This is a genomic window from Streptomyces sp. NPDC058697 (assembly GCF_042715345.1).
Taxonomy (GTDB): Bacteria; Actinomycetota; Actinomycetes; order Streptomycetales; family Streptomycetaceae; genus Streptomyces; species Streptomyces liliifuscus.
The window spans coordinates 96,275-114,555 of sequence record NZ_JBHXSU010000012.1 but is presented as its reverse complement, the minus strand read 5'-3'; the positions used below and the strand labels follow the sequence as shown (position 1 = coordinate 114,555).

Genomic DNA, 18,281 nt, shown 5'->3' with positions numbered 1-18,281 from the left:
CCCGACCTGACGATGTATCAGCTTCGCCGAGTCGGGAGGCCCGCATGCGTGCCCTGATCGCCGCCGCGACCGGTCTCGCCGTCGCGCTCGCGCTCGTCCTCACCATCACTGCAATGGGTTCACCGGCGGGCAAGACGTCCCCCAAGCCACTGCTCACGACCGTCCCGAGCCACCCGTGACGCACACCCCCAACGCACAGGGAGGGCCGCCGAGATGCGCCGCAAGGCCAGCCTGATCCTGCTCGCCCTCGCCGTGTTCTTCGCGGCGCTGTCCCCGCTGATGCGCTGGTACGCCTTCCCGCGCCTCGCCAAGATCCCGGCCGACCAGTACCAGGACATGGTCCTGGAGGCGAAGGACGCGACCCTCCTCGACTACGGCACGATGACGGCCAAGAAAGTCGACAAGGTCACCGTCGTACAGACCCTCAAAGGAAACGTCGAGGCCTCCGAGAAGATCGAGAAGACCGCGGGCCGCGACGTCGTCGTCTGGGACGGCCTCTCCTACGTCCAGGGCCCCGACGGCAAGATGGTCTCCAAGATCCCCGAGCGCTACATCTTCGACGCGCACACCCAGGAACCCGTCCACGCCACCGGCGAGATGGTCGACGGCGACCCGGTCAAACGCGAGGGCATCGAGTTCAAGTGGCCCTTCCTCACGGAGAAGAGGGACTACGAGTACTTCGACGCACAGGCCCGCATCACCGCACCGATCCACTACGAGGGCGAGCGGGACTTCCGGGGCGTAAACGTTTACTACTTCGAGCAGACCATCCCCTGGACCAAGGTGCCCTTCCCGAAGATCATGCCCGTCGAGGGCATCACTCCGGAGTCGGTCGCCAAGACGGGCACGACCCGCTGGTACACCACGGTCCGCAGGTTCTGGGTCGAACCCACCACCGGAGCACCCGTCTACGGAGAAGAGATCCACAAGGAGGAACTGCGCGGCGGCACCCTCCTCGGGGACCGCGAAAAGGTGACCGCCTTCGCCGGGCACGTGAAGATGCGCGAGGACTACATCCGCTCGACGGTCGACCTGGTGAAGTCCCAGCGGCTGCTCGTCCTGCTGATGACCTCGTACCTTCCGTGGGGCTTCCTGATCCTGGGCGCCGGCCTGCTGTCGCTCTCCCTCTACCTGGAGGCCCGCAGCCGCCGCCCCGGCGATCCCACGCCTACGGAGACCCGCGAACCGGAACCGGTCAACGCCTGAGGCGCGCGTTCGTGTGCCGGGTCGGTTCGGCGGTGGCGGGGTCCTCGGGCCACGGGTGCTTCGGATACCGGCCGCGCAGCTCCGCCCGTACGCCCCGGTAGCCGTCCCGCCAGAAGGACACCAGGTCGGAGGTCACGGCGGCCGGGCGGCCCGCGGGCGACAGGAGATGCACGACCACGGGCACCCCGGCGACGGCCGGTGACTCCCGCGCGCCGAACATCTCCTGCAACTTCACCGCCAGCACGGGCCGTTCGGGATCCGCGTAGTCGACCCGGATCCTGGACCCGCTCGGCACCTCGATGCGCTCCGGCGCCAACTCGTCGAACCGGGCCGCCTCCCCGGACGCCCACGGCAACAGGCGGCCCAGCGCCTGCCCGGCGTCGATCCGCTCCAGATCGGCCCGCCGCCGGGCCCGGCCCAACTCCGGCTCCAGCCACTCGTCCACGCGCGCGTGCAGCGCGTCGTCCGACACATCGGGCCAGGGGGCACCGAGCCTGTGATGCAGGAACCCGAGCCGCTGCCGCAGCACCTCGGCGTCCCGGGACCACCGCAGCACCCCGAAGCCTTCGCCCCTCAACCCCTCAACCAGCGCCTCCCGTACGAGCCCGGGCTCGGCGTTCCGCAACGGCCGCACGGTCAGCTCCACCGCGCCCAGCCGTTCGACCCGCCGCGCCACGACGTCCCCGTCGGCCCAGCGCACCTCGTCGCCCTTGCCGTACAGGGCCCCGGCCGCCTCGAGCGCGACCCCCTCGTCCACCACGGCCCCGAGCCGCACGCGCGCGTGCCCCGCACCGACGGGCCGATCGGCAACGGCGACAGCGATCCAGGCCGCGTCCCGCAGCCCACTCCCGTCCCCCACCTCGGCCCGAGTACCGGACACCATGAGAAAGGAGCCCCCTTGCTTCCGGGCAACCCGCTCGGGAAAGGCGAGAGCGGCGACGAGCCCGACGGCGTGGTCGTCACCGGTCTGCTGCGTGGCGGGCGTGCCGCCCCCGCCCGGAGCGTCGGCGCTCGGTTCCCCCGGGCGACGGTCACGGGTGGTGTGTGGGCGGGAGAGATTCCGCGCCGAAGGCGCGGGCGTCGACGCGGACCGCAGCCGCCGAACCTCCGTGCGCCACCTCCCGGCGTAGGGGTCACCCCCGCGCCGGGCGGCCCTCAAAGCAGCGGCAAGATCATCCCCGTACTCCCGCGGAGGTTCCTCACTCAAAAGGGCAACCACCTCAGCAGCGCGCTCCGCACCCACGGAGTGCCCCGCGTCCAGCAACGCCCGCCCCAGCCGCGGATGCAGCCCGAGCCGCGACATCCGTACCCCCCGCTCCGTCGGACGCCCGGCGGAGCCCACCGCACCGATGGCCTCCAGAACGCCCCGAGCGGCCGCCATGGCGCCTCCCGGCGGCGGATCCAGCAGAGCCAGCCCCGAGGCGTCGGGATCGCCCCAGCAGGCCGCCTGGAGGGCGAACGCCGTCAGGTCGGCCACCTTGATCTCCGGCGCCGGGAAACGCGCCAGCCGTCCGTCCTCCGCCTCGGCCCAGCACCGGTACACCGCGCCCGGTGCCTCGCGCCCGGCGCGCCCCGCCCGCTGCCGCCCGGCCGCCTGCGAGGCCCGTACCGTCGCCAGCGCGCTCAGCCCCCGCGCGTGATCGACCCGGGGCTCGCGGGCGAGACCGGAGTCCACGACCACCCGTACCCCGGGAACCGTCAGCGACGACTCGGCCACCGAAGTCGAGAGGACCACCCGGCGCCGCGTACCCCCGGACAGCACCGCGTCCTGCACCGCGGCCGGCGCCCGACCGTGCACCTGAAGCACCTCGACATCACCGAGCCCGCCGAGCTGCCCGGCGACCCGCGCGATCTCCCCGACACCGGGCAGGAAGCACAGGACGTCCCCGTCGCGTTCGGAAAGCGCCCGCCGCACCACCGACGCCACGTGCGTCAGCAGCACCGGGTCCACCCGCATGCCGTGCGGCGGCCGCACGGGGCGCACGGGCGGCGCCCACACCACCTCGACGGGATGGGACACACCCTCCGCCGCGACCACCGGCACCTCGCCCAGCAGCCTCGCCCAACCCTCTGCGTCGGTCGTCGCGGAGGCGGCCACCAACCGCAACTCGGGGCGCAGAGCGGTCTGTACGTCCAACAGGAACGCGGCCACCGTGTCGGCGTCCAGATGCCGTTCGTGGCACTCGTCGAGCACGACCACGTCGACGCCCGTCAGCTCCTGGTCCCGCTGCAGCCGTTGCAGCAGCACACCGGTCGTGACGACCTCCACGCGCGCGCGTGGCCCGACCACCCGCTCCCCGCGCACCGTGTACCCGACGCTCTCGCCGACCTTCTCGCCGAGGAGCCACGCCATCCGCCGCGCGGCCGCCCGTGCCGCGATCCGCCGCGGCTCGGCGACGACGACACGCCGTACGGGCCCGTCGCCGACCAGACCGGCGAGCACGAGCGGCACCAGGGTCGTCTTGCCGGTGCCGGGCGGCGCGACGAGCACGGCACCACCGTGCGCGTCCAGGGCCTTGCTCAGGGCGGGCAGCGCACCGCGTACGGGCAGGAGGTCGAGCGCGTCGTAGCGGATCACATGCTCAGTCTCTTACGCATACGAAGATCGCCGACCCGGGGATGAGGTTTCCCCGAAGGGGTGACCAGCCGCCCCACTCCTGGGTGTTCCAGGCGGGCCACTGCGGCTCGACCAGGTCGACCAGCCGGAAACCGCCCGCCACCACGTCCCGGACGCGGTCGCCGACCGTCCTGTGGTGCTCGACGTACACCGCGCGGCCGGCGTCGTCCTGCTCGACGTACGGCGTGCGGTCGAAGTACGAGGACGTCACGGTCAGTCCCTCGGGGCCGGGCTCGTCGGGGAAGGCCCAGCGGATCGGGTGCGTGACGGAGAAGACGAACCGGCCGCCGGGCCGCAGCACCCTGTGCACCTCCCGCAGGACCTTCACGGGGTCCGCGACGAACGGCAGCGCCCCGTAGGCGGAGCACGCGAGGTCGAAGGAGGCGTCCGCGAACGGCAGTGCGCCGGCGTCCGCCTCCACGAGCCCCACGCCCTTGGCGCCGATCCGCAGCGCGTGCTGGAGCTGGCGGTGCGAGAGGTCCAGGGCGACCGGACGGGCCCCCTGGGCGGCCAGCCAGCGCGAGCACTGGGCGGCGCCCGCGCCGATCTCCAGAACGTCCTTTCCGGCCAGTTCCTCCATCGGCCCGAGCAGCTCGGCCTCGATCTCGTCGAGGCCCTCGGGACCCCACACGAAACGGTCGTCGCCGAGAAACGTGCCGTGCTCGACCTGGTACTCGTCCGCGTTCCGGTCCCACCAGCCACGATTGGCGCGGATGCTCTCGCCGGACCCCGCCTCCCGTCGTGTCGCCTCGGGCTCGAACTGTTCGGGCTCTTGGATGATCGGCTCCCTCGTACTAATCTGCGGGCTCTTCCGTCCGACCCGTCCCCGGCGGCCGTCACGCAAGGGGTGCCGCAGGGCCCTGGTGGCCTCGTGAGACGTGTCTTGTGCCGGGTATGCGGCGTTCCGCCCCGGGTGTGCGCCTTCGCGCATTGACCCTGTCCGGCTGCCCCCGTATGCTACAAGTTGCGCTGCGGGCCTGCGCTCCTCAGACGTAGCAGGCTGCGCTCGCATCTGTTGTATGTCCCCTCGGTTTTCGAGGCGCCACCGGCAAGTGTTCGTCATTGAACACGCCCGGATTCGGCGCTTCCTTGGCTGTCCGGCTTCTTCAGAGCGAAACGGGCTCCCGGCGTAAGCAGTACCTACGACTCACTGTCCGTACCGGAGCCCTTACCCACATGACGAGCAGCACCGAGACCACCGCCACCACCCCGCAGGTTGCGGTCAACGACATCGGTAACGAGGAAGCCTTCCTCGCCGCGATCGACGAGACGATCAAGTACTTCAACGACGGCGACATCGTCGACGGCGTCATCGTGAAGGTCGACCGGGACGAGGTCCTGCTCGACATCGGTTACAAGACCGAAGGTGTCATCCCGAGCCGCGAGCTCTCGATCAAGCACGACGTCGACCCCAATGAGGTCGTCAAGGTCGGCGACGAGATCGAAGCCCTTGTTCTCCAGAAGGAGGACAAGGAAGGCCGCCTGATCCTCTCGAAGAAGCGCGCCCAGTACGAGCGCGCCTGGGGCACCATCGAGAAGATCAAGGAAGAGGACGGCATCGTCACCGGCACCGTCATCGAGGTGGTCAAGGGTGGTCTCATCCTCGACATCGGCCTCCGTGGCTTCCTGCCGGCTTCTCTCGTCGAGATGCGCCGTGTCCGCGACCTCCAGCCCTACGTGGGCAAGGAGCTCGAGGCGAAGATCATCGAGCTGGACAAGAACCGCAACAACGTGGTCCTGTCCCGCCGCGCCTGGCTCGAGCAGACCCAGTCCGAGGTTCGCCAGACGTTCCTCACCACCCTGCAGAAGGGTCAGGTCCGCTCCGGCGTCGTCTCCTCGATCGTCAACTTCGGTGCCTTCGTGGACCTGGGTGGCGTCGACGGTCTCGTTCACGTCTCCGAGCTCTCCTGGAAGCACATCGACCACCCCTCCGAGGTTGTCGAGGTCGGCCAGGAAGTCACCGTCGAGGTCCTCGACGTCGACATGGACCGCGAGCGTGTCTCCCTGTCGCTGAAGGCGACGCAGGAAGACCCGTGGCAGCAGTTCGCCCGTACGCACCAGATCGGTCAGGTCGTCCCGGGTAAGGTCACCAAGCTCGTGCCCTTCGGTGCGTTCGTCCGCGTCGACGAGGGCATCGAGGGTCTGGTCCACATCTCCGAGCTGGCCGAGCGCCACGTGGAGATCCCGGAGCAGGTCGTCCAGGTCAACGACGAGATCTTCGTCAAGGTCATCGACATCGACCTCGAGCGTCGCCGGATCTCGCTGTCCCTGAAGCAGGCCAACGAGTCCTTCGGTGCCGACCCGGCCTCGGTCGAGTTCGACCCGACGCTCTACGGCATGGCCGCGTCCTACGACGACCAGGGCAACTACATCTACCCCGAGGGCTTCGACCCCGAGACCAACGACTGGCTCGAGGGCTACGAGTCCCAGCGCGAGGTGTGGGAGAACCAGTACGCCGAGGCGCAGACGCGCTTCGAGCAGCACCAGGCTCAGGTCATCAAGTCCCGCGAGGCGGACGCCCAGGCCGAGGCCGAGGGTGTCGCCACCCCGGGTGCGGCTCCGGCCGCCTCCGGTGGCAGCGGTGGCGGCGGTTCGTACTCCTCGGAGTCGGACGACAACTCCGGCGCCCTGGCGTCGGACGAGGCGCTGGCCGCCCTCCGCGAGAAGCTGGCCGGAGGCCAGAGCTGATCGCACACCTCTAGGCAGTAACTAGCTGGTGACTGCGGGCCCGCACCCTTCAAGGGTGCGGGCCCGCAGTGCGTTGACCGGCAGAGGCATTGAGCCGGCCGGAAAGCTCGTCATGGCACAGCCTCAGAGCGGTCCTGGTACGAGTCGGCGTTCGTTCCTGCGCAAGGTGGGCCTCACCGGCGGCACGGGCACGATGTTCGCCACCATGGGAGCCCTCGGCCTGGCCCCGCGCGTTCACGTCCGCCCGCAAGGCCGTCACCGCGCTCCACGCGCGCGTGCTGGCGTCCTAGCACCGGCATGGCGTTGTCATGACGTCATTGCACTGTCATGGCGAGGTCAAGGCGCGGTCGCAGCGCATGAGAAGGAGGTAAAAGGGGGCGGCGAACGGGCGGGAGCGGGGAATGCTCGTGTCCTGGTCCGCGTTGTGGAGTACGAACACGAGGAGGAGCGGTCACTGTGCTTGATCCGCAGGGTTTGTACGCATGGGAGCCGAAGGGACTGGCTGTCGTCGACATGGCGCTCGCCCAGGAGTCGGCCGGTCTTGTCATGCTCTACCACTTCGACGGATACATCGACGCGGGCGAGACCGGCGACCAGATCGTCGACCGGCTGCTCGACTCGCTGCCCCACCAGGTCGTGGCCCGCTTCGACCACGACAGGCTCGTGGACTACCGCGCCCGCCGCCCGCTCCTGACGTTCAGGAGCGACCGCTGGGCCGACTACGAGGAGCCCACACTCGATGTGCGGCTCGTCCAGGACGCCACGGGCGCGCCGTTCCTGCTGCTGTCCGGCCCCGAGCCGGACGTCGAGTGGGAGCGCTTCGCCGCGGCCGTCCAGCAGATCGTGGAGCGCCTCGGCGTGCGTCTGTCCGTGAACTTCCACGGCATTCCCATGGGAGTGCCGCACACGCGCCCCGTGGGCCTCACGCCGCACGGCAACCGCACGGACCTCGTCCCGGGCCATCGCAGCCCCTTCGACGAGGCCCAGGTCCCCGGCAGCGCCGAGTCGCTGGTCGAGTACCGCCTGATGCAGGCCGGACACGACATCCTGGGCGTCGCCGCCCACGTGCCGCACTACATCGCCCGCTCTCCGTACCCGGACGCGGCGCTGACCGTCATGGAGGCCATCACGGCTGCCACCGGTCTGGTCCTGCCCGGGATCGCGCACTCCCTGCGCACCGAAGCGCACCGCACGCAGACCGAGATCGACCGGCAGATCCAGGAGGGCGACGAGGAACTCGTCGCGCTCGTCCAGGGACTTGAGCACCAGTACGACGCGGCCGCGGGCGCCGAGACACGGGGCAACATGCTGGCCGAGCCGGTGGATATTCCGTCCGCGGACGAGATCGGGCTCGAATTCGAGAAGTTCCTTGCGGAGCGGGAGGGCGACGCGTAGTCGCTTCGCTGGAGGGCTCGTATTTGGCTGCGGGTGCGTTGTGGCTGGGCGCGCAGTTCCCCGCGCCCCTTTGGGGCGCCCGAGGGAGCCCCCCGAGGGGCCTAAGCTCTTGTGCATGCTGAAGGTTGGCCTGACCGGTGGGATCGGTGCCGGTAAGAGTGAGGTGTCGCGGCTGCTCGTGGAGCAGGGCGCTGTGTTGATCGATGCCGACAGGATCGCGCGGGAGGTCGTGGCGCCGGGGACCGCGGGGCTCGCGGCGGTCGTGGACGCCTTCGGCGAGGACGTGCTCGCCGAGGACGGCAGCCTGGACCGGCCCGGGCTCGGGGCGATCGTCTTCGCGGACGCCGAGAAGCTCGCGCTGCTGAACTCGATCGTGCACCCCCTGGTCGGCGCCCGCTCCCGCGAGCTCGAAGAGGCCGCCGCGGAGGACTCCGTGGTCGTGCACGACGTCCCCCTGCTCGCCGAGAACGGCCTCGCGCCCCTCTACGACCTCGTGATCGTCGTCGACGCGAGCCCCGAGACCCAGCTCGACCGTCTCGTGCGGCTGCGTGGCATGACCGAGGAGGACGCCCGCGCCCGCATGGCCGCTCAGGCCACGCGCGACAAGCGCCTTGAGATCGCGGACGTCGTCATCGACAACGACGTACCACTGGAAACCCTGCAGCGGCGCGTACGGGACGTGTGGGCGGATCTGGTCCGGCGGGCCCGGGCCGCCTCGGAATAGTGGGCCCCTCGGGGGCGTTGATTCCGTGCAGTGAGGGAAGGACTCAGCCGTGCCCGAGACCAGCGGATTCACCGGACGTACTCCGGAGACGCATGTCATCGACTTCCGTGCCGCCGAGCAGTTGCTCGCCGCGCGGGATCCGCGGGGTGCGGTGAAGCTGCTGGACCGAGTCATCGCCGCACATCCCGAGAACACCGCGGCCCGGCTGCTGCGCGCGCGTGCCTTCTTCGCGGCGGCGCAACTGCGGCCCGCCGAGCTGGAGTTCACCATCGTGCTGGAGCGCGAGCCGGACAACGCGTTCGCGCACTTCGCGCTCGCCCGCACCTATGAGCGCTCCGGCCGCTCCGACCAGGCCCTGCGCCATTTCAGGCTCGCGGCGGCGCTGGACCCGCAGCCGGAGTATCTGGCCGCGGCGCGGTTCGACTCCTGAGGCGTGGGACGACTCCTGACGCCCTGCTGACATGAGGCCGTTGGCGCTGAGAGCCTGAGAGCCAGGCGGTGAAGTGTGCGTCCTAGAGGCGGTGTTCGGGCGGTCGGTACGGTGGGACGTCGGGGCCAGGCTGGTAGTGGGGCCCCTGGCGGATGTGTCTGAGGACCATCGACAGATCGACGGTGACGATCAGCCACAGCACACCACAGGCGATCGCCCAGCCCGGCCGCCCGGCGAGGAGGAACGCGACCGTACCCACGATCGCCCAGATCAGCCCCCACACACTGAGCCACAGGCGCGCCCGCAGCACACTGCGCGCAGTCGACGGTTCACTACCCGTACGCATCGGGACCACTACTCCTACCGGGAAACGTACTCTTCGTGGTGCACGTTCACCAAGAGGCGGACGAACGGGGAGCAACTGTGCTGGTGGAGGAGCTGCGGGCGGACGAGAGGCTCGCCGGATGGCTGAGGGACCTGGAGAGCGAGGGCGAGCCCGACGGTCAAGGGGCGGAGGCCGTCCTGCCGGACGCGATCGCGCTGCCGGACGTCCTGCTGGACCTGTCCGTGCCGCACGAGTACGTCAACGAACTCGTCGCGCTGCGCGGCAGGCTGGTGGCGGACCCGGAGGCGATGACGCTGCTGCGGCGGTGCGTCGCCCGGTTCGTACGAGGCATGGGGGAGATCGGCAAAGGGTGGGAGCCGCCCGCGTTTCCGGAGTCCACCGGAGCGCTGGGGCGCACCTTCCATGTGTTCGTCTTCGTCGCCGCGCTGCCGTATGTGCGCGCCTATCACCTCCAGCGGGGCGTGCCGGCTGACGTGTCCCGGCGTACCCTCGCCGACCTGGGCCGGCACATGGCCGTGCACCGGCGACGCGTCGGCACCAGCGGGCTGCTGGTCCCCTGGTGGATCGGGCTGCACTTCCACGGGGAGTTGTACCAGCTGGGGCGGCTGCAGTTCCAGCGCGCGCGGCTCGGCGGCCACACGGGGGAGGCGGCCTCGGCCGCGGGACTCGACACCGGACCCGGTGACCTCTGTCTGAGCGTGCACATCGCCGACTTCCGGGGACCCCTGTCACCGGAGGCCTGCGACCAGTCGCTCGACCTGGCACGGGAGTTCTTCGCCCGCCACTACCCGGAAGAGCGGTACGCGGTGGCGGAATGCCACTCCTGGCTGCTCGACCGGCAGTTGCAGCGATACCTTCCGGCGGACTCCAACATCGTGAGCTTCCAGGAACGGTTCCAGGTCGCGTACGAGGAGACGAAGGCGGACGACAAGGGTCCCGTGGGATTCGTCTTCGGCGACCCGGAGCTGCCGGTGGAGGAGCTGCCGCGGCGCACCAGGGTCGAGCGGGCGGTCGGGGACCATCTGCGGGCGGGCGGCCACTGGTACGGCGGACATGGCTGGTTCGCGTGGTGACCGGACCGAAGGAACCCCCGGAACTCCATGAACCGCAGGAACCGCAGGAACCGAAGGAACCCCAGGAACCGAAAGATTTGTGACCGGCTCACACCAGTAGCGGTCAACTTCCGCTCAGTTCCTGGCTAGTTCGAGGTGTCACTCGAACGGGTGGTGTGGGCGGTGGCGGGAACGAGGCCGCGGACACGGGCCGTTGGGCTGGTATGACGATCGAGATGCGTGTGGGACATGAAGGGACAGGGCCCGGCGCCATCACGCCGGACGGCTGCGCGGTGGAGCTGTACTCGCGCCTGTCCGTCGGGGACGAGCCGGACATCATCGCCGGGGCCGTGCCGGCTGGGGCGCACATTCTCGAACTGGGCAGCGGTGTGGGGCGTATGACCCACCCGCTCCTGGAGCGGGGGTTCACGGTGACGGCCGTGGACGAGTCGGCCGAGATGCTGGGGCGGGTGCGCGGGGCGCGCACGATATGTGGCCCCATCGAGACACTCGACCTGGCGGGGGAGAGGTTCGACGTGGTGATGCTCGCGTCGTTCCTCGTGCACGACGGAGACGACGAGGTGCGGCGCGGGATGCTCGACGCCTGCCGGAGCCATGTCGCGGACGACGGGTGCGTGCTGATCCAGCGCGAGGGGGAGGACTACCACACGAATCTGCCGCGCGAGCGGCAGGATCCGAGTGGGTTCACGATCCGGATTCTGTCGGCGGAGCCGGTCGGGAACGGGGTCAACTCGGTGCGGGCGGAGTATGTGTTCCCGGACGCGGTGTGGACGCAGACGTTCCTCGCCCGGCCGCTCACGAAGGAGGCGTTCGAGGAGGTGCTGGGGGAGGCGGGGCTGAAGGTCGACCGGTATCTGACGGAGGACCGGGTGTGGGTCCGGGCGGTGCCTGCGTGACGGCGTGACGGAGTGACGGCGTGATGGCCTGAAGAGGGCGAAGCCCCTTTGCGGGGCAACGAGTTCTTCGTGCGGCGATGAGTTTCGGACACCGGGCCGGTCTTCCTCTGTGACAGCAACACGCACCGCTTCCACAGGAGACCCCCATGTACGAGATCACCGCTCCCGTCACCTCCGGCACCGGCACTGGCACCGGCAATGGCACTGTCATCGCCGAGTCCGCGACCGCTCGTGGCCGTCGTGCCCGCCTCGCCCTGCGGGGACTGCAGGTGTTGCTCGCCCTCTTCTACGCGTTCGCGAGCGCGCTGCCCAAGCTCATTGCGCACCCCTCGGCGGCCGAGGTGTTCAACGAGATGGGCTGGGGCAGCGCGGGGATGTACAGCATCGGCGCGCTCGAACTGGCCGGTGCCGTCGCCCTGTTGATCCCGGCGCTCTCGTCGGTGGCGGCGGTGTCTCTGGGCGCGTTGATGGTGGGCGCGTTCATCACCCAGATCACCGTCTTCGGAGGAGAGAACGCGGCGACCCCGCTCATCCTGATACTCCCGCTGGCGCTCATAGCCTGGGCCCGGCGAAGGGACGCGGCCGAGCTGCCGAGGCTGGTCGGCGTGCGCTCCTGAGCGCCCCTTCAGGGGTGCGGGGAACTGCGCGACCAGCCACAGACGGCCCGCACCCGGCGTACTGGCTCTCCCCGCGCGCTCGCCCCCCCCGCGCACTCGCCCCCCCCCCCCCGCCTCGCCCTCCCACGGCCAGGGTCAGGACGCAGGCGTCCCGGGGCCACCATCAGGCGCCCCAAGCCCCCGCAGCCGTTCCAGCTCGCGCCGGTCCCGCTTGGTGGGCCGCCCGGCACCCCGGTCGCGGACACCCGCCGGGGCGACGGCCTCGCGAGGCGGAGGCGGCGGACTGTTGTCGACAAGGCACTCGGCAGCGACCGCCGCCCCCACCCGCTTGCGGATCACACGCTTCACGACGACGACCCGCTCCCGGCCGTCGTGCCGCAGCCGGACCTCGTCGCCGACGCGGACGGTGTGCGCGGGCTTGACGCGTTCGCCGTTCACCCGGACATGACCGCCGCGGCAGGCGGTGGCACCCATCGAACGGGTCTTCACAAGGCGTACGGACCAGATCCAGCTGTCGACGCGCACGGTCTCACCGGTCGCGGGCGCGGCCGCTTTCGCGGCCGCCTGCGCGTCGGCCACGGCGGCGTCGGAGCCGCCCGCGCCGGTCCCGTCCTTGCCGTTCCCCTGAGTCCCTGAAGCCATGGTCCGACCTTAGTCCTCGACGGCCGGGCAGTCGGAACCGTTTTCCGCCGGGCATACCGTGGGGGCATGGAGCAGGAGCGCGGCCTGGCCGAGCTGGACGAGCGGATCGCCGGGTGCCGGGCCTGTCCGCGGCTGGTCGACTGGCGGGAGGAGGTGGCCCGGACGAAACGGGCCGCGTTCGCGGACTGGACGTACTGGGGCCGCCCGGTGCCGGGTTTCGGGCCGCCGGACGCCTCGCTGCTGATCGTCGGGCTCGCGCCCGCGGCGCACGGCGGGAACCGTACCGGGCGGATGTTCACGGGAGACCGGTCTGGGGACGTGCTGTACGCGGCGCTGCACGATGTGGGGCTGGCGTCCCAGGCCACGTCCGTGAGCATCGACGACGGGCTGGCCCTCCACGGCGTACGCATCACCTCGCCCGTGCACTGCGCGCCGCCCGCCAACAAGCCCACGCCGGAGGAGCGGGACACTTGCAGGCCCTGGCTGGTGAGCGAGCTGCGGCTGCTCAGGCCCACCCTCCGCGCGGTCGTCGTGCTCGGTGCCTTCGGCTGGCAGGCCGCGCTGCCCGCGTTCGCCGAGGCGGGGTGGACGGTGCCGCGGCCCCGGCCGGCCTTCGCACACGGGGCACGGGTCACGCTGGACGGCCCTGACCGGCCGCTGGAGCTCTTCGGCTGCTTCCACGTCAGCCAGCGCAACACCTTCACGGGGCGGCTCACGCCCGAGATGCTGCGAGACGTGCTGCGCACGGCGGCCACCGCGGCGGACCTGCCGGCCCGAACGTACGAGGGCTAGCGTCGCGCCCGGTCCCGTTCGCCCGCCGACTGCACGAACTGCAGCTCAAGGGTGGCCGGGGGAGGGGCGATACCCGGGCCGCCGGCCTGCGCCCAGCGGAGTATCTCGTCGGTGCAGTCGTCGCCCATCGACCAGCCGATCCAGACGGGCCGGCCGCCTCGTCTGCGGCCCTCGCCCGACGGCTGTACGACGATGATGTTGGCTTGATCGCACGGGCCGAGGCAGTCCGTCGTACGGACCGCGAGGTGGCCGCCGGAGGCCTCGGCCGCGGCGCGCAGCCGGTCCAGCTGCCACTCGTGGTCGTAGTCCGGGTACTTGCGCGCGTCGCCGCAGCAGCAGCCGCGGCAGACGACGATCGTGCAGGGACGGGTCCTCGCGGCACCGATGGCCGTACGGACGGTCACGCGTCTCCCTCGGAGCCGGAGCCGGAGCCGGAGCCGGAGTCGCCGAAGAGGTGGCGCACCGTCGAGCGGTAGTTGGCCTGTACGTGGGCCAGGGCGTGGGTGCGGGCCAGCTCGCGGTCGCCGGAGGCGATGGCCGCGTACAACTCGCGGTGTTCGGCGAGGAGTTGGGGCCACTCCTCGTTCTGGCGGGTGAGCCAGCGCAGTCGGCCGTCGACCGGCTCCATCACGGAGATCAGCAGGCTGTTCCCGGCCATCGCCAGGATCCGGTCGTGGAAGCGGGTGTTGATGTCGGTGATCGCCTCCGCGTCGTCTGCCTCGGTCGCGGCCGCCGCGCGGTCGAGGAGCTCCTCCAGCTCGGCGAGATCGGCCCGGGTGGCGCGCTGCGCGGCCAGCCCGGTGGCGTACACCTCCAGGGCCTCGCGCAGTTCGAAGAGTTCCGCGACATCCGTCGGGGTCAGGTGGCGTACGACCGTGCGGCGCGGGGTCTCGAAGAGGACGAAGCCCTCGGCGACCAAGGCCCGGATCGCCTCGCGGACCGGTACGCGGGAGACCCCGAACCGCTCGGCCAGCTCGCGCTCGACCAGCCGGTCGCCGGGCAGCAGCCGCCCGGCGATGATCTCCTGCCGCAGCGAGCCGAGGACCCGCTCACGTACCGCCCCCAGCGGTTCCACCGTTGTCATGGGTCCATCCTCGCCGAACCCGGGACGGTTTTACCGAGCTGTAACCGTACGGACATGGCGAGATGTCGTCGGTGGCGAGACCATGACCTCAGTTTGGTATACCAAAACTGAAAGCGGCTGCTCCCCGACCTCAGCCCTCAGCCTCCCCCCCACACACACTCACCGCACCCCCCGCAGTCCTCCCGTCGTCCCCTCGCTCATGGAGGCCTTGTGTCCCTCGCCGATCCAGCGACAGCCACCGGCACGCCGGCGTTCGTCCCCGATCCCCGGCTCACCAACGAAGACCTCGCGCCCGCGGGCAAGCGCAACTGGAAGGTCTTCGACCTCTTCGCCATGTGGATGTCCGACGTCCACAACCTCGGCAACTACACGTTCGCGGCGGGCCTGCTGGTCCTCGGCATGAACGTCTGGCAGATCTTCACGTCCCTGCTCGTCGGCTTCGTGCTCATCTACGTCGGCATGAACTGGATGGGGAAGATCGGACAGCGCCACGGCGTGCCCTTCCCCGTGATCAGCAGGATCAGCTTCGGCGTCTGGGGCGCCAACATCCCGGCCCTTATCAGGGCCGTCATCGCCATCATGTGGTACGGCATCCAGACCTATCTGGCCTCCGTCGCCGTCAACATCATGCTGCTCGCGGCCTGGCCCGGCCTGGAGTCCTGGACCCACAGCTCGTTCCTCGGTCTCGACGCGCTCGGCTGGGTGTCCTTCCTCTCGCTGTGGCTGCTCCAGGCACTGATCATCAGCCAGGGCATGGAATCCGTACGGAAGTTCCAGGACTTCTGCGGTCCGGCCATCTGGCTCGTCATGATCGCGCTCGCGATCTGGATCCTCGCCAAGGCCGACTGGACCATCTCGCTCACGACGACTCCGAACCCGGTCTCCGTCGGTGAGCAGTGGCGCCAGTGGTTCGGCGCGATCGGGCTGATCCTCGCCACGTACGGCACGCTGATGCTCAACTTCTGCGACTTCTCGCGCTTCGCGCCCGACTACAGGACCGTCAAGCGCGGCAACTTCTGGGGCCTGCCCATCAACTCGACCGCCTTCGTGATCGTGTCGGTCATCGTGACGGCCGGCTCCCTGGAGGTGTTCGGCAAGGCGATCACAGACCCGGCCCACCTCGTCGCCGAGATCGGCAACACCTGGGTCCTGGTGCTGGGCGCGCTGACCTTCGCCATCGCCACCATGGGCGTCAACATCGTCGCCAACTTCGTCTCGCCCGCGTACGACCTGGCCAACGTCTGGCCGCAGAAGATCACCTTCAAGGTCGGCGGCCTGATCAGCACGGTGGCCGCGCTGGTGGTGACCCCGTGGAACCTCTTCTCCAACCCCACCGTCGTCCAGTACTTCCTCGGCGGTCTCGGCGCCTTCCTCGGCCCGCTGTTCGGTGTGATCATGCTCGACTACTTCTGGGTCAAGCACGGCCGTATCGACGTGAACGAGCTCTTCAACGCCGAGCCCGGATCGCGCTACTACTACCGCAAGGGCGTCAACCCCAAGGCCCTGTGGGCGTTCCTGCCCGCGGCGGCGGTCTCGGCGGTGCTCGCCCTTGTGACGACGTTCAGCGAGGTCGCCCCGTACTCGTGGTTCATCGGGACGGCGCTGGCCGCTGGGCTGTACGCGCTCCTGTGCCGCTCCGAGCGCGCCGCCCCTCCTGCCCTCACCACCGAGCCGACTCCTGTGCAGGGCTGAGCGTGCGGATCGTCGTCACCAACTGCAACACCACGCAGGGGATGACCGAGGAGATCGTGCGAGGTGCCCGGGCCGCGGCAGGCCCGGGCACCACCGTGCTCGGACTCACCCCCGCCTGGGGACCCGAGTCCGCCGAGGGCTGGCTCGACAGCTATCTCTCGGCGGCCGCCGTCATCGACACCCTGCGGACGTACGAGGGTCCGTACGACGCCGTCGTCCTGGCCGGCTTCGGGGAGCACGGGCGCGAGGGCGTACGGGAACTCGTGGACGTACCCGTCGTCGACATCACCGAGGCGGCCGCCCATCTCGCCTGCCTGCTCGGACGGCGGTACGGCGTCGTCACCACGCTGGAGCGGTCGGCCGGGCAGATCGAGGACAGCCTGTACGGGGCCGGGGTGGCCCAGAACTGTGCCGTCGTCGTGGGCACCGGGCTCGGCGTCCTCGACCTCGGTGACGCGGAGCGCACGGAAGCTGCCTTCGTGGCCGCCGCCGAGCGGGCCCGGGACGCGGGCGCCGAGGTCCTGGTGCTCGGGTGCGCCGGGATGACCGGGCTGCAGCGGGCGGTGGGGGACAAGCTCGGGCTGCCGGTCGTCGACGGCGTGGGCGCGGCGGTGAAGCTCGCCGAGTCGCTGGTGTCGCTCGGCCTGACCACGAGCCGGGCGGGGAGCTACGCCAAGCCCCTGCCGAAGCGGCGCACTTGGGGGCCGCCGTCGGAGTGATTCTCCCCGCCCCCGAGGCGGCGAACGGGGCGCCCGGGCGCGGCTGACCGCAGACTCCGGGGGAGCGGCGCCGGCACGTGGGCGGTGCCCCGCGGAGGAGTCGCCGCCGTTGCCTCCGGCGGCGGGAACGGAGTCGGTCGTGGTCGCTGGTGTCGGTACCGGTGCCTGTGCAACCCGTGCTCGCGTGCGGTTGTGTGCCCGTGCCGGGCGCCGGGTCCGGGAGGTCGCCGTCGTGCTCGCCGCTCTGCTGGTCGCCGCGCCGGCGGTCGTGTGGGGTGCCGGGACTTCGGGTGCACGTGAGGCGTGGGGTGCACGTGAGGTGGCGGGCGCGCGTGAGGTGCCGGGCTCGCGAGGGGTGTCGGGTGCGCGTGGAGTGTCGGGTGCCGGCGGAGTATTGGCTCCTGGTCCGGCCGGGCGGGGCGAGCCGCAGGTGAGGGAGCCCGGTCCGGCGGAGTCCTTCTGGGTCGATCCCCGGTCCCGCGCCGCCCTGCAGGCCGCCGAATGGCGTCTCATGGGACGGACCGCGGACGCCCTGCTCATGGACCGGATCGCCACCCGCCCCCAGGCCGAGTGGCTCAACGGCCCCGCGTCCCGGGCGGTGGTACGGGCCCGCACGAGCGCCGCCGCACGACAGGGGCGTACGGCCGTACTCGTCGCGTACTACATTCCGCACCGCGACTGCGGGTCGTACTCGGAGGGCGGGGCCTGGAACGCCGCGGGCTACCGGAAGTGGGTCGACGAGTTCGCGGCGGGGCTCGGCGGCCGGGACGCGTATGTGATCGTCGAACCGGACGCCGTGGCGCAGACGGTGGCGGGCTGCGCCTCGGTCGTGGCCGAGGACCGGTACGCGCTGCTGGCGTACGCCGTGGACCGCCTCAAGCGGCAGCCCGGTACCCGTGTCTATCTCGACGCGGGCAACTCCGCCTGGCTGCCGGACACTTCGCGACTGGTCGAGCCGCTGACGCGGTCGGGCATCGCCCGCGCCGACGGCTTCGCGCTGAACGTCTCCAACTTCCAGACAAACGCGGCCAGTTCGGCGTACGGGAAAAAACTGTCGGCGGCTCTCGGCGGCAAGCACTTCGTGATCGACACCAGCCGCAACGGCAACGGGCCCCACACCGGCACCGATTCCTGGTGCAATCCGCCGGGCAGGGCCCTGGGCACACCGCCGACCACCGCCACGGGCGCCCCGCTGATCGACGCCTACCTGTGGATCAAGCGGCCGGGCGAGTCCGACGGCACCTGCCGGGGCGGACCGGCCGCCGGGCAGTGGTGGCCGTCGTACGCACTGGAGTTGGCCCGCAACGCCCGCAACGCCCGTGGCTGAACGGGTCGAAGGCGACGCTTGGTCTGGCCCGGC

General features: G+C 70.7%; 19 protein-coding genes. 13 read left to right on the top strand and 6 right to left on the bottom strand.

The window, feature by feature from the left end; all coding sequences use genetic code 11:
* Positions 1-44 precede the first annotated feature (44 nt).
* Positions 45-179 carry an SPW_0924 family protein gene (locus ACFWXQ_RS26875; protein WP_107102620.1) on the top strand — a complete coding sequence of 45 codons (135 nt, stop codon included), beginning with the start codon at positions 45-47 and terminating at the stop codon, positions 177-179.
* A gap of 34 nt (positions 180-213) precedes the next feature.
* The gene (locus ACFWXQ_RS26870) at positions 214-1,206 is read left to right on the top strand and encodes a DUF3068 domain-containing protein (protein WP_383936254.1); all 993 of its coding nucleotides are present in this window, start codon (positions 214-216) and stop codon (positions 1,204-1,206) included.
* Here ACFWXQ_RS26870 and hrpB read toward each other — a convergent pair.
* Both hrpB and ACFWXQ_RS26860 read right to left on the bottom strand, forming a co-directional pair.
* Positions 1,196-3,784 carry an ATP-dependent helicase HrpB gene (hrpB, locus tag ACFWXQ_RS26865; protein WP_383936252.1) on the bottom strand — a complete coding sequence of 863 codons (2,589 nt, stop codon included), beginning with the start codon at positions 3,782-3,784 and terminating at the stop codon, positions 1,196-1,198. The genes ACFWXQ_RS26870 and hrpB overlap by 11 nt on opposite strands.
* 4 nt (positions 3,785-3,788) lie before the next feature.
* Positions 3,789-4,667 carry a class I SAM-dependent methyltransferase gene (locus ACFWXQ_RS26860; RefSeq protein WP_386269344.1) on the bottom strand — a complete coding sequence of 293 codons (879 nt, stop codon included), beginning with the start codon at positions 4,665-4,667 and terminating at the stop codon, positions 3,789-3,791.
* Between the two features lie 332 nt (positions 4,668-4,999).
* Between ACFWXQ_RS26860 and rpsA the strand changes: the two genes are divergently transcribed.
* The 4 genes from rpsA to ACFWXQ_RS26840 all read left to right on the top strand — a co-directional run bounded on the left by rpsA (position 5,000) and on the right by ACFWXQ_RS26840 (position 9,060).
* Positions 5,000-6,511 carry a 30S ribosomal protein S1 gene (gene rpsA, locus ACFWXQ_RS26855; protein WP_055617517.1) on the top strand — a complete coding sequence of 504 codons (1,512 nt, stop codon included), beginning with the start codon at positions 5,000-5,002 and terminating at the stop codon, positions 6,509-6,511.
* A 456-nt stretch (positions 6,512-6,967) separates the two neighbouring features.
* Positions 6,968-7,906, top strand: coding sequence for a PAC2 family protein (locus ACFWXQ_RS26850; protein WP_383936247.1), 939 nt, complete (start codon positions 6,968-6,970; stop codon positions 7,904-7,906).
* A 115-nt stretch (positions 7,907-8,021) separates the two neighbouring features.
* Positions 8,022-8,630: a dephospho-CoA kinase gene (gene coaE / locus ACFWXQ_RS26845; RefSeq protein WP_383936246.1), complete on the top strand. Its 609-nt coding sequence runs from the start codon at positions 8,022-8,024 to the stop codon at positions 8,628-8,630.
* Between the two features lie 49 nt (positions 8,631-8,679).
* A complete protein-coding gene (locus ACFWXQ_RS26840; protein ID WP_055617514.1) occupies positions 8,680-9,060 on the top strand; it encodes a tetratricopeptide repeat protein in 381 nt (126 codons plus the stop codon).
* Between the two features lie 82 nt (positions 9,061-9,142).
* Here the strand turns inward: ACFWXQ_RS26840 and ACFWXQ_RS26835 are convergent, their stop codons facing one another.
* Positions 9,143-9,406 (bottom strand): DUF6343 family protein, encoded by a 264-nt coding sequence (locus ACFWXQ_RS26835; RefSeq protein WP_383936243.1) that lies wholly within the window; start codon positions 9,404-9,406, stop codon positions 9,143-9,145.
* A gap of 77 nt (positions 9,407-9,483) precedes the next feature.
* Between ACFWXQ_RS26835 and ACFWXQ_RS26830 the strand changes: the two genes are divergently transcribed.
* The 3 genes from ACFWXQ_RS26830 to ACFWXQ_RS26820 all read left to right on the top strand — a co-directional run bounded on the left by ACFWXQ_RS26830 (position 9,484) and on the right by ACFWXQ_RS26820 (position 11,992).
* Positions 9,484-10,479 carry an acyltransferase domain-containing protein gene (locus ACFWXQ_RS26830; protein ID WP_383936241.1) on the top strand — a complete coding sequence of 332 codons (996 nt, stop codon included), beginning with the start codon at positions 9,484-9,486 and terminating at the stop codon, positions 10,477-10,479.
* Between the two features lie 215 nt (positions 10,480-10,694).
* A complete protein-coding gene (locus ACFWXQ_RS26825) occupies positions 10,695-11,375 on the top strand; it encodes a class I SAM-dependent methyltransferase (RefSeq protein WP_383936239.1) in 681 nt (226 codons plus the stop codon).
* 146 nt (positions 11,376-11,521) lie between these two features.
* Positions 11,522-11,992: a DoxX family protein gene (locus ACFWXQ_RS26820; protein ID WP_383936237.1), complete on the top strand. Its 471-nt coding sequence runs from the start codon at positions 11,522-11,524 to the stop codon at positions 11,990-11,992.
* Positions 11,993-12,127: 135 nt separating this feature from the next.
* Here the strand turns inward: ACFWXQ_RS26820 and ACFWXQ_RS26815 are convergent, their stop codons facing one another.
* Positions 12,128-12,634 carry an RNA-binding S4 domain-containing protein gene (locus tag ACFWXQ_RS26815; RefSeq protein WP_383936235.1) on the bottom strand — a complete coding sequence of 169 codons (507 nt, stop codon included), beginning with the start codon at positions 12,632-12,634 and terminating at the stop codon, positions 12,128-12,130.
* Positions 12,635-12,700: 66 nt separating this feature from the next.
* Between ACFWXQ_RS26815 and ACFWXQ_RS26810 the strand changes: the two genes are divergently transcribed.
* Positions 12,701-13,426, top strand: a complete 726-nt coding sequence (locus ACFWXQ_RS26810) for a uracil-DNA glycosylase (protein WP_383936233.1) — start codon at positions 12,701-12,703, stop codon at positions 13,424-13,426.
* On the opposite strand, the gene ACFWXQ_RS26805 is transcribed toward ACFWXQ_RS26810, so the two are convergent.
* Positions 13,423-13,830 carry a (2Fe-2S) ferredoxin domain-containing protein gene (locus tag ACFWXQ_RS26805; RefSeq protein ID WP_383936231.1) on the bottom strand — a complete coding sequence of 136 codons (408 nt, stop codon included), beginning with the start codon at positions 13,828-13,830 and terminating at the stop codon, positions 13,423-13,425. The two genes, ACFWXQ_RS26810 and ACFWXQ_RS26805, sit on opposite strands and share 4 nt — an antisense overlap.
* Positions 13,827-14,510 (bottom strand): GntR family transcriptional regulator, encoded by a 684-nt coding sequence (locus ACFWXQ_RS26800; protein ID WP_383936229.1) that lies wholly within the window; start codon positions 14,508-14,510, stop codon positions 13,827-13,829. Before ACFWXQ_RS26800 ends, ACFWXQ_RS26805 begins: the two co-directional genes overlap by 4 nt.
* A 210-nt stretch (positions 14,511-14,720) precedes the next feature.
* Between ACFWXQ_RS26800 and ACFWXQ_RS26795 the strand changes: the two genes are divergently transcribed.
* From ACFWXQ_RS26795 to ACFWXQ_RS26785, 3 genes are all read left to right on the top strand, one after another.
* Positions 14,721-16,202, top strand: coding sequence for an NCS1 family nucleobase:cation symporter-1 (locus tag ACFWXQ_RS26795; RefSeq protein WP_383936227.1), 1,482 nt, complete (start codon positions 14,721-14,723; stop codon positions 16,200-16,202).
* Between the two features lie 2 nt (positions 16,203-16,204).
* Complete coding sequence (locus ACFWXQ_RS26790) at positions 16,205-16,921, top strand: aspartate/glutamate racemase family protein (protein ID WP_383936225.1); 717 nt, start codon at positions 16,205-16,207, stop codon at positions 16,919-16,921.
* A 319-nt stretch (positions 16,922-17,240) separates the two neighbouring features.
* Positions 17,241-18,248, top strand: coding sequence for a glycoside hydrolase family 6 protein (locus ACFWXQ_RS26785; protein ID WP_383936260.1), 1,008 nt, complete (start codon positions 17,241-17,243; stop codon positions 18,246-18,248).
* The last annotated feature ends 33 nt before the right edge of the window (positions 18,249-18,281 follow it).

What these genes read in the sequence shown, in the direction of transcription:
- coaE (WP_383936246.1), top strand. Translation starts at nt 8,022, where the DNA reads ATGCTGAAGGTTGGCCTGACCGGTGGGATCGGTGCCGGTAAGAGTGAG.
- ACFWXQ_RS26810 (WP_383936233.1), top strand. Translation starts at nt 12,701, where the DNA reads ATGGAGCAGGAGCGCGGCCTGGCCGAGCTGGACGAGCGGATCGCCGGG.
- ACFWXQ_RS26820 (WP_383936237.1), top strand. Translation starts at nt 11,522, where the DNA reads ATGTACGAGATCACCGCTCCCGTCACCTCCGGCACCGGCACTGGCACC.
- ACFWXQ_RS26835 (WP_383936243.1), bottom strand. Translation starts at nt 9,406, where the DNA reads ATGCGTACGGGTAGTGAACCGTCGACTGCGCGCAGTGTGCTGCGGGCG.
- ACFWXQ_RS26800 (WP_383936229.1), bottom strand. Translation starts at nt 14,510, where the DNA reads ATGACAACGGTGGAACCGCTGGGGGCGGTACGTGAGCGGGTCCTCGGC.
- ACFWXQ_RS26825 (WP_383936239.1), top strand. Translation starts at nt 10,695, where the DNA reads ATGCGTGTGGGACATGAAGGGACAGGGCCCGGCGCCATCACGCCGGAC.
- ACFWXQ_RS26875 (WP_107102620.1), top strand. Translation starts at nt 45, where the DNA reads ATGCGTGCCCTGATCGCCGCCGCGACCGGTCTCGCCGTCGCGCTCGCG.
- ACFWXQ_RS26870 (WP_383936254.1), top strand. Translation starts at nt 214, where the DNA reads ATGCGCCGCAAGGCCAGCCTGATCCTGCTCGCCCTCGCCGTGTTCTTC.
- rpsA (WP_055617517.1), top strand. Translation starts at nt 5,000, where the DNA reads ATGACGAGCAGCACCGAGACCACCGCCACCACCCCGCAGGTTGCGGTC.
- ACFWXQ_RS26815 (WP_383936235.1), bottom strand. Translation starts at nt 12,634, where the DNA reads ATGGCTTCAGGGACTCAGGGGAACGGCAAGGACGGGACCGGCGCGGGC.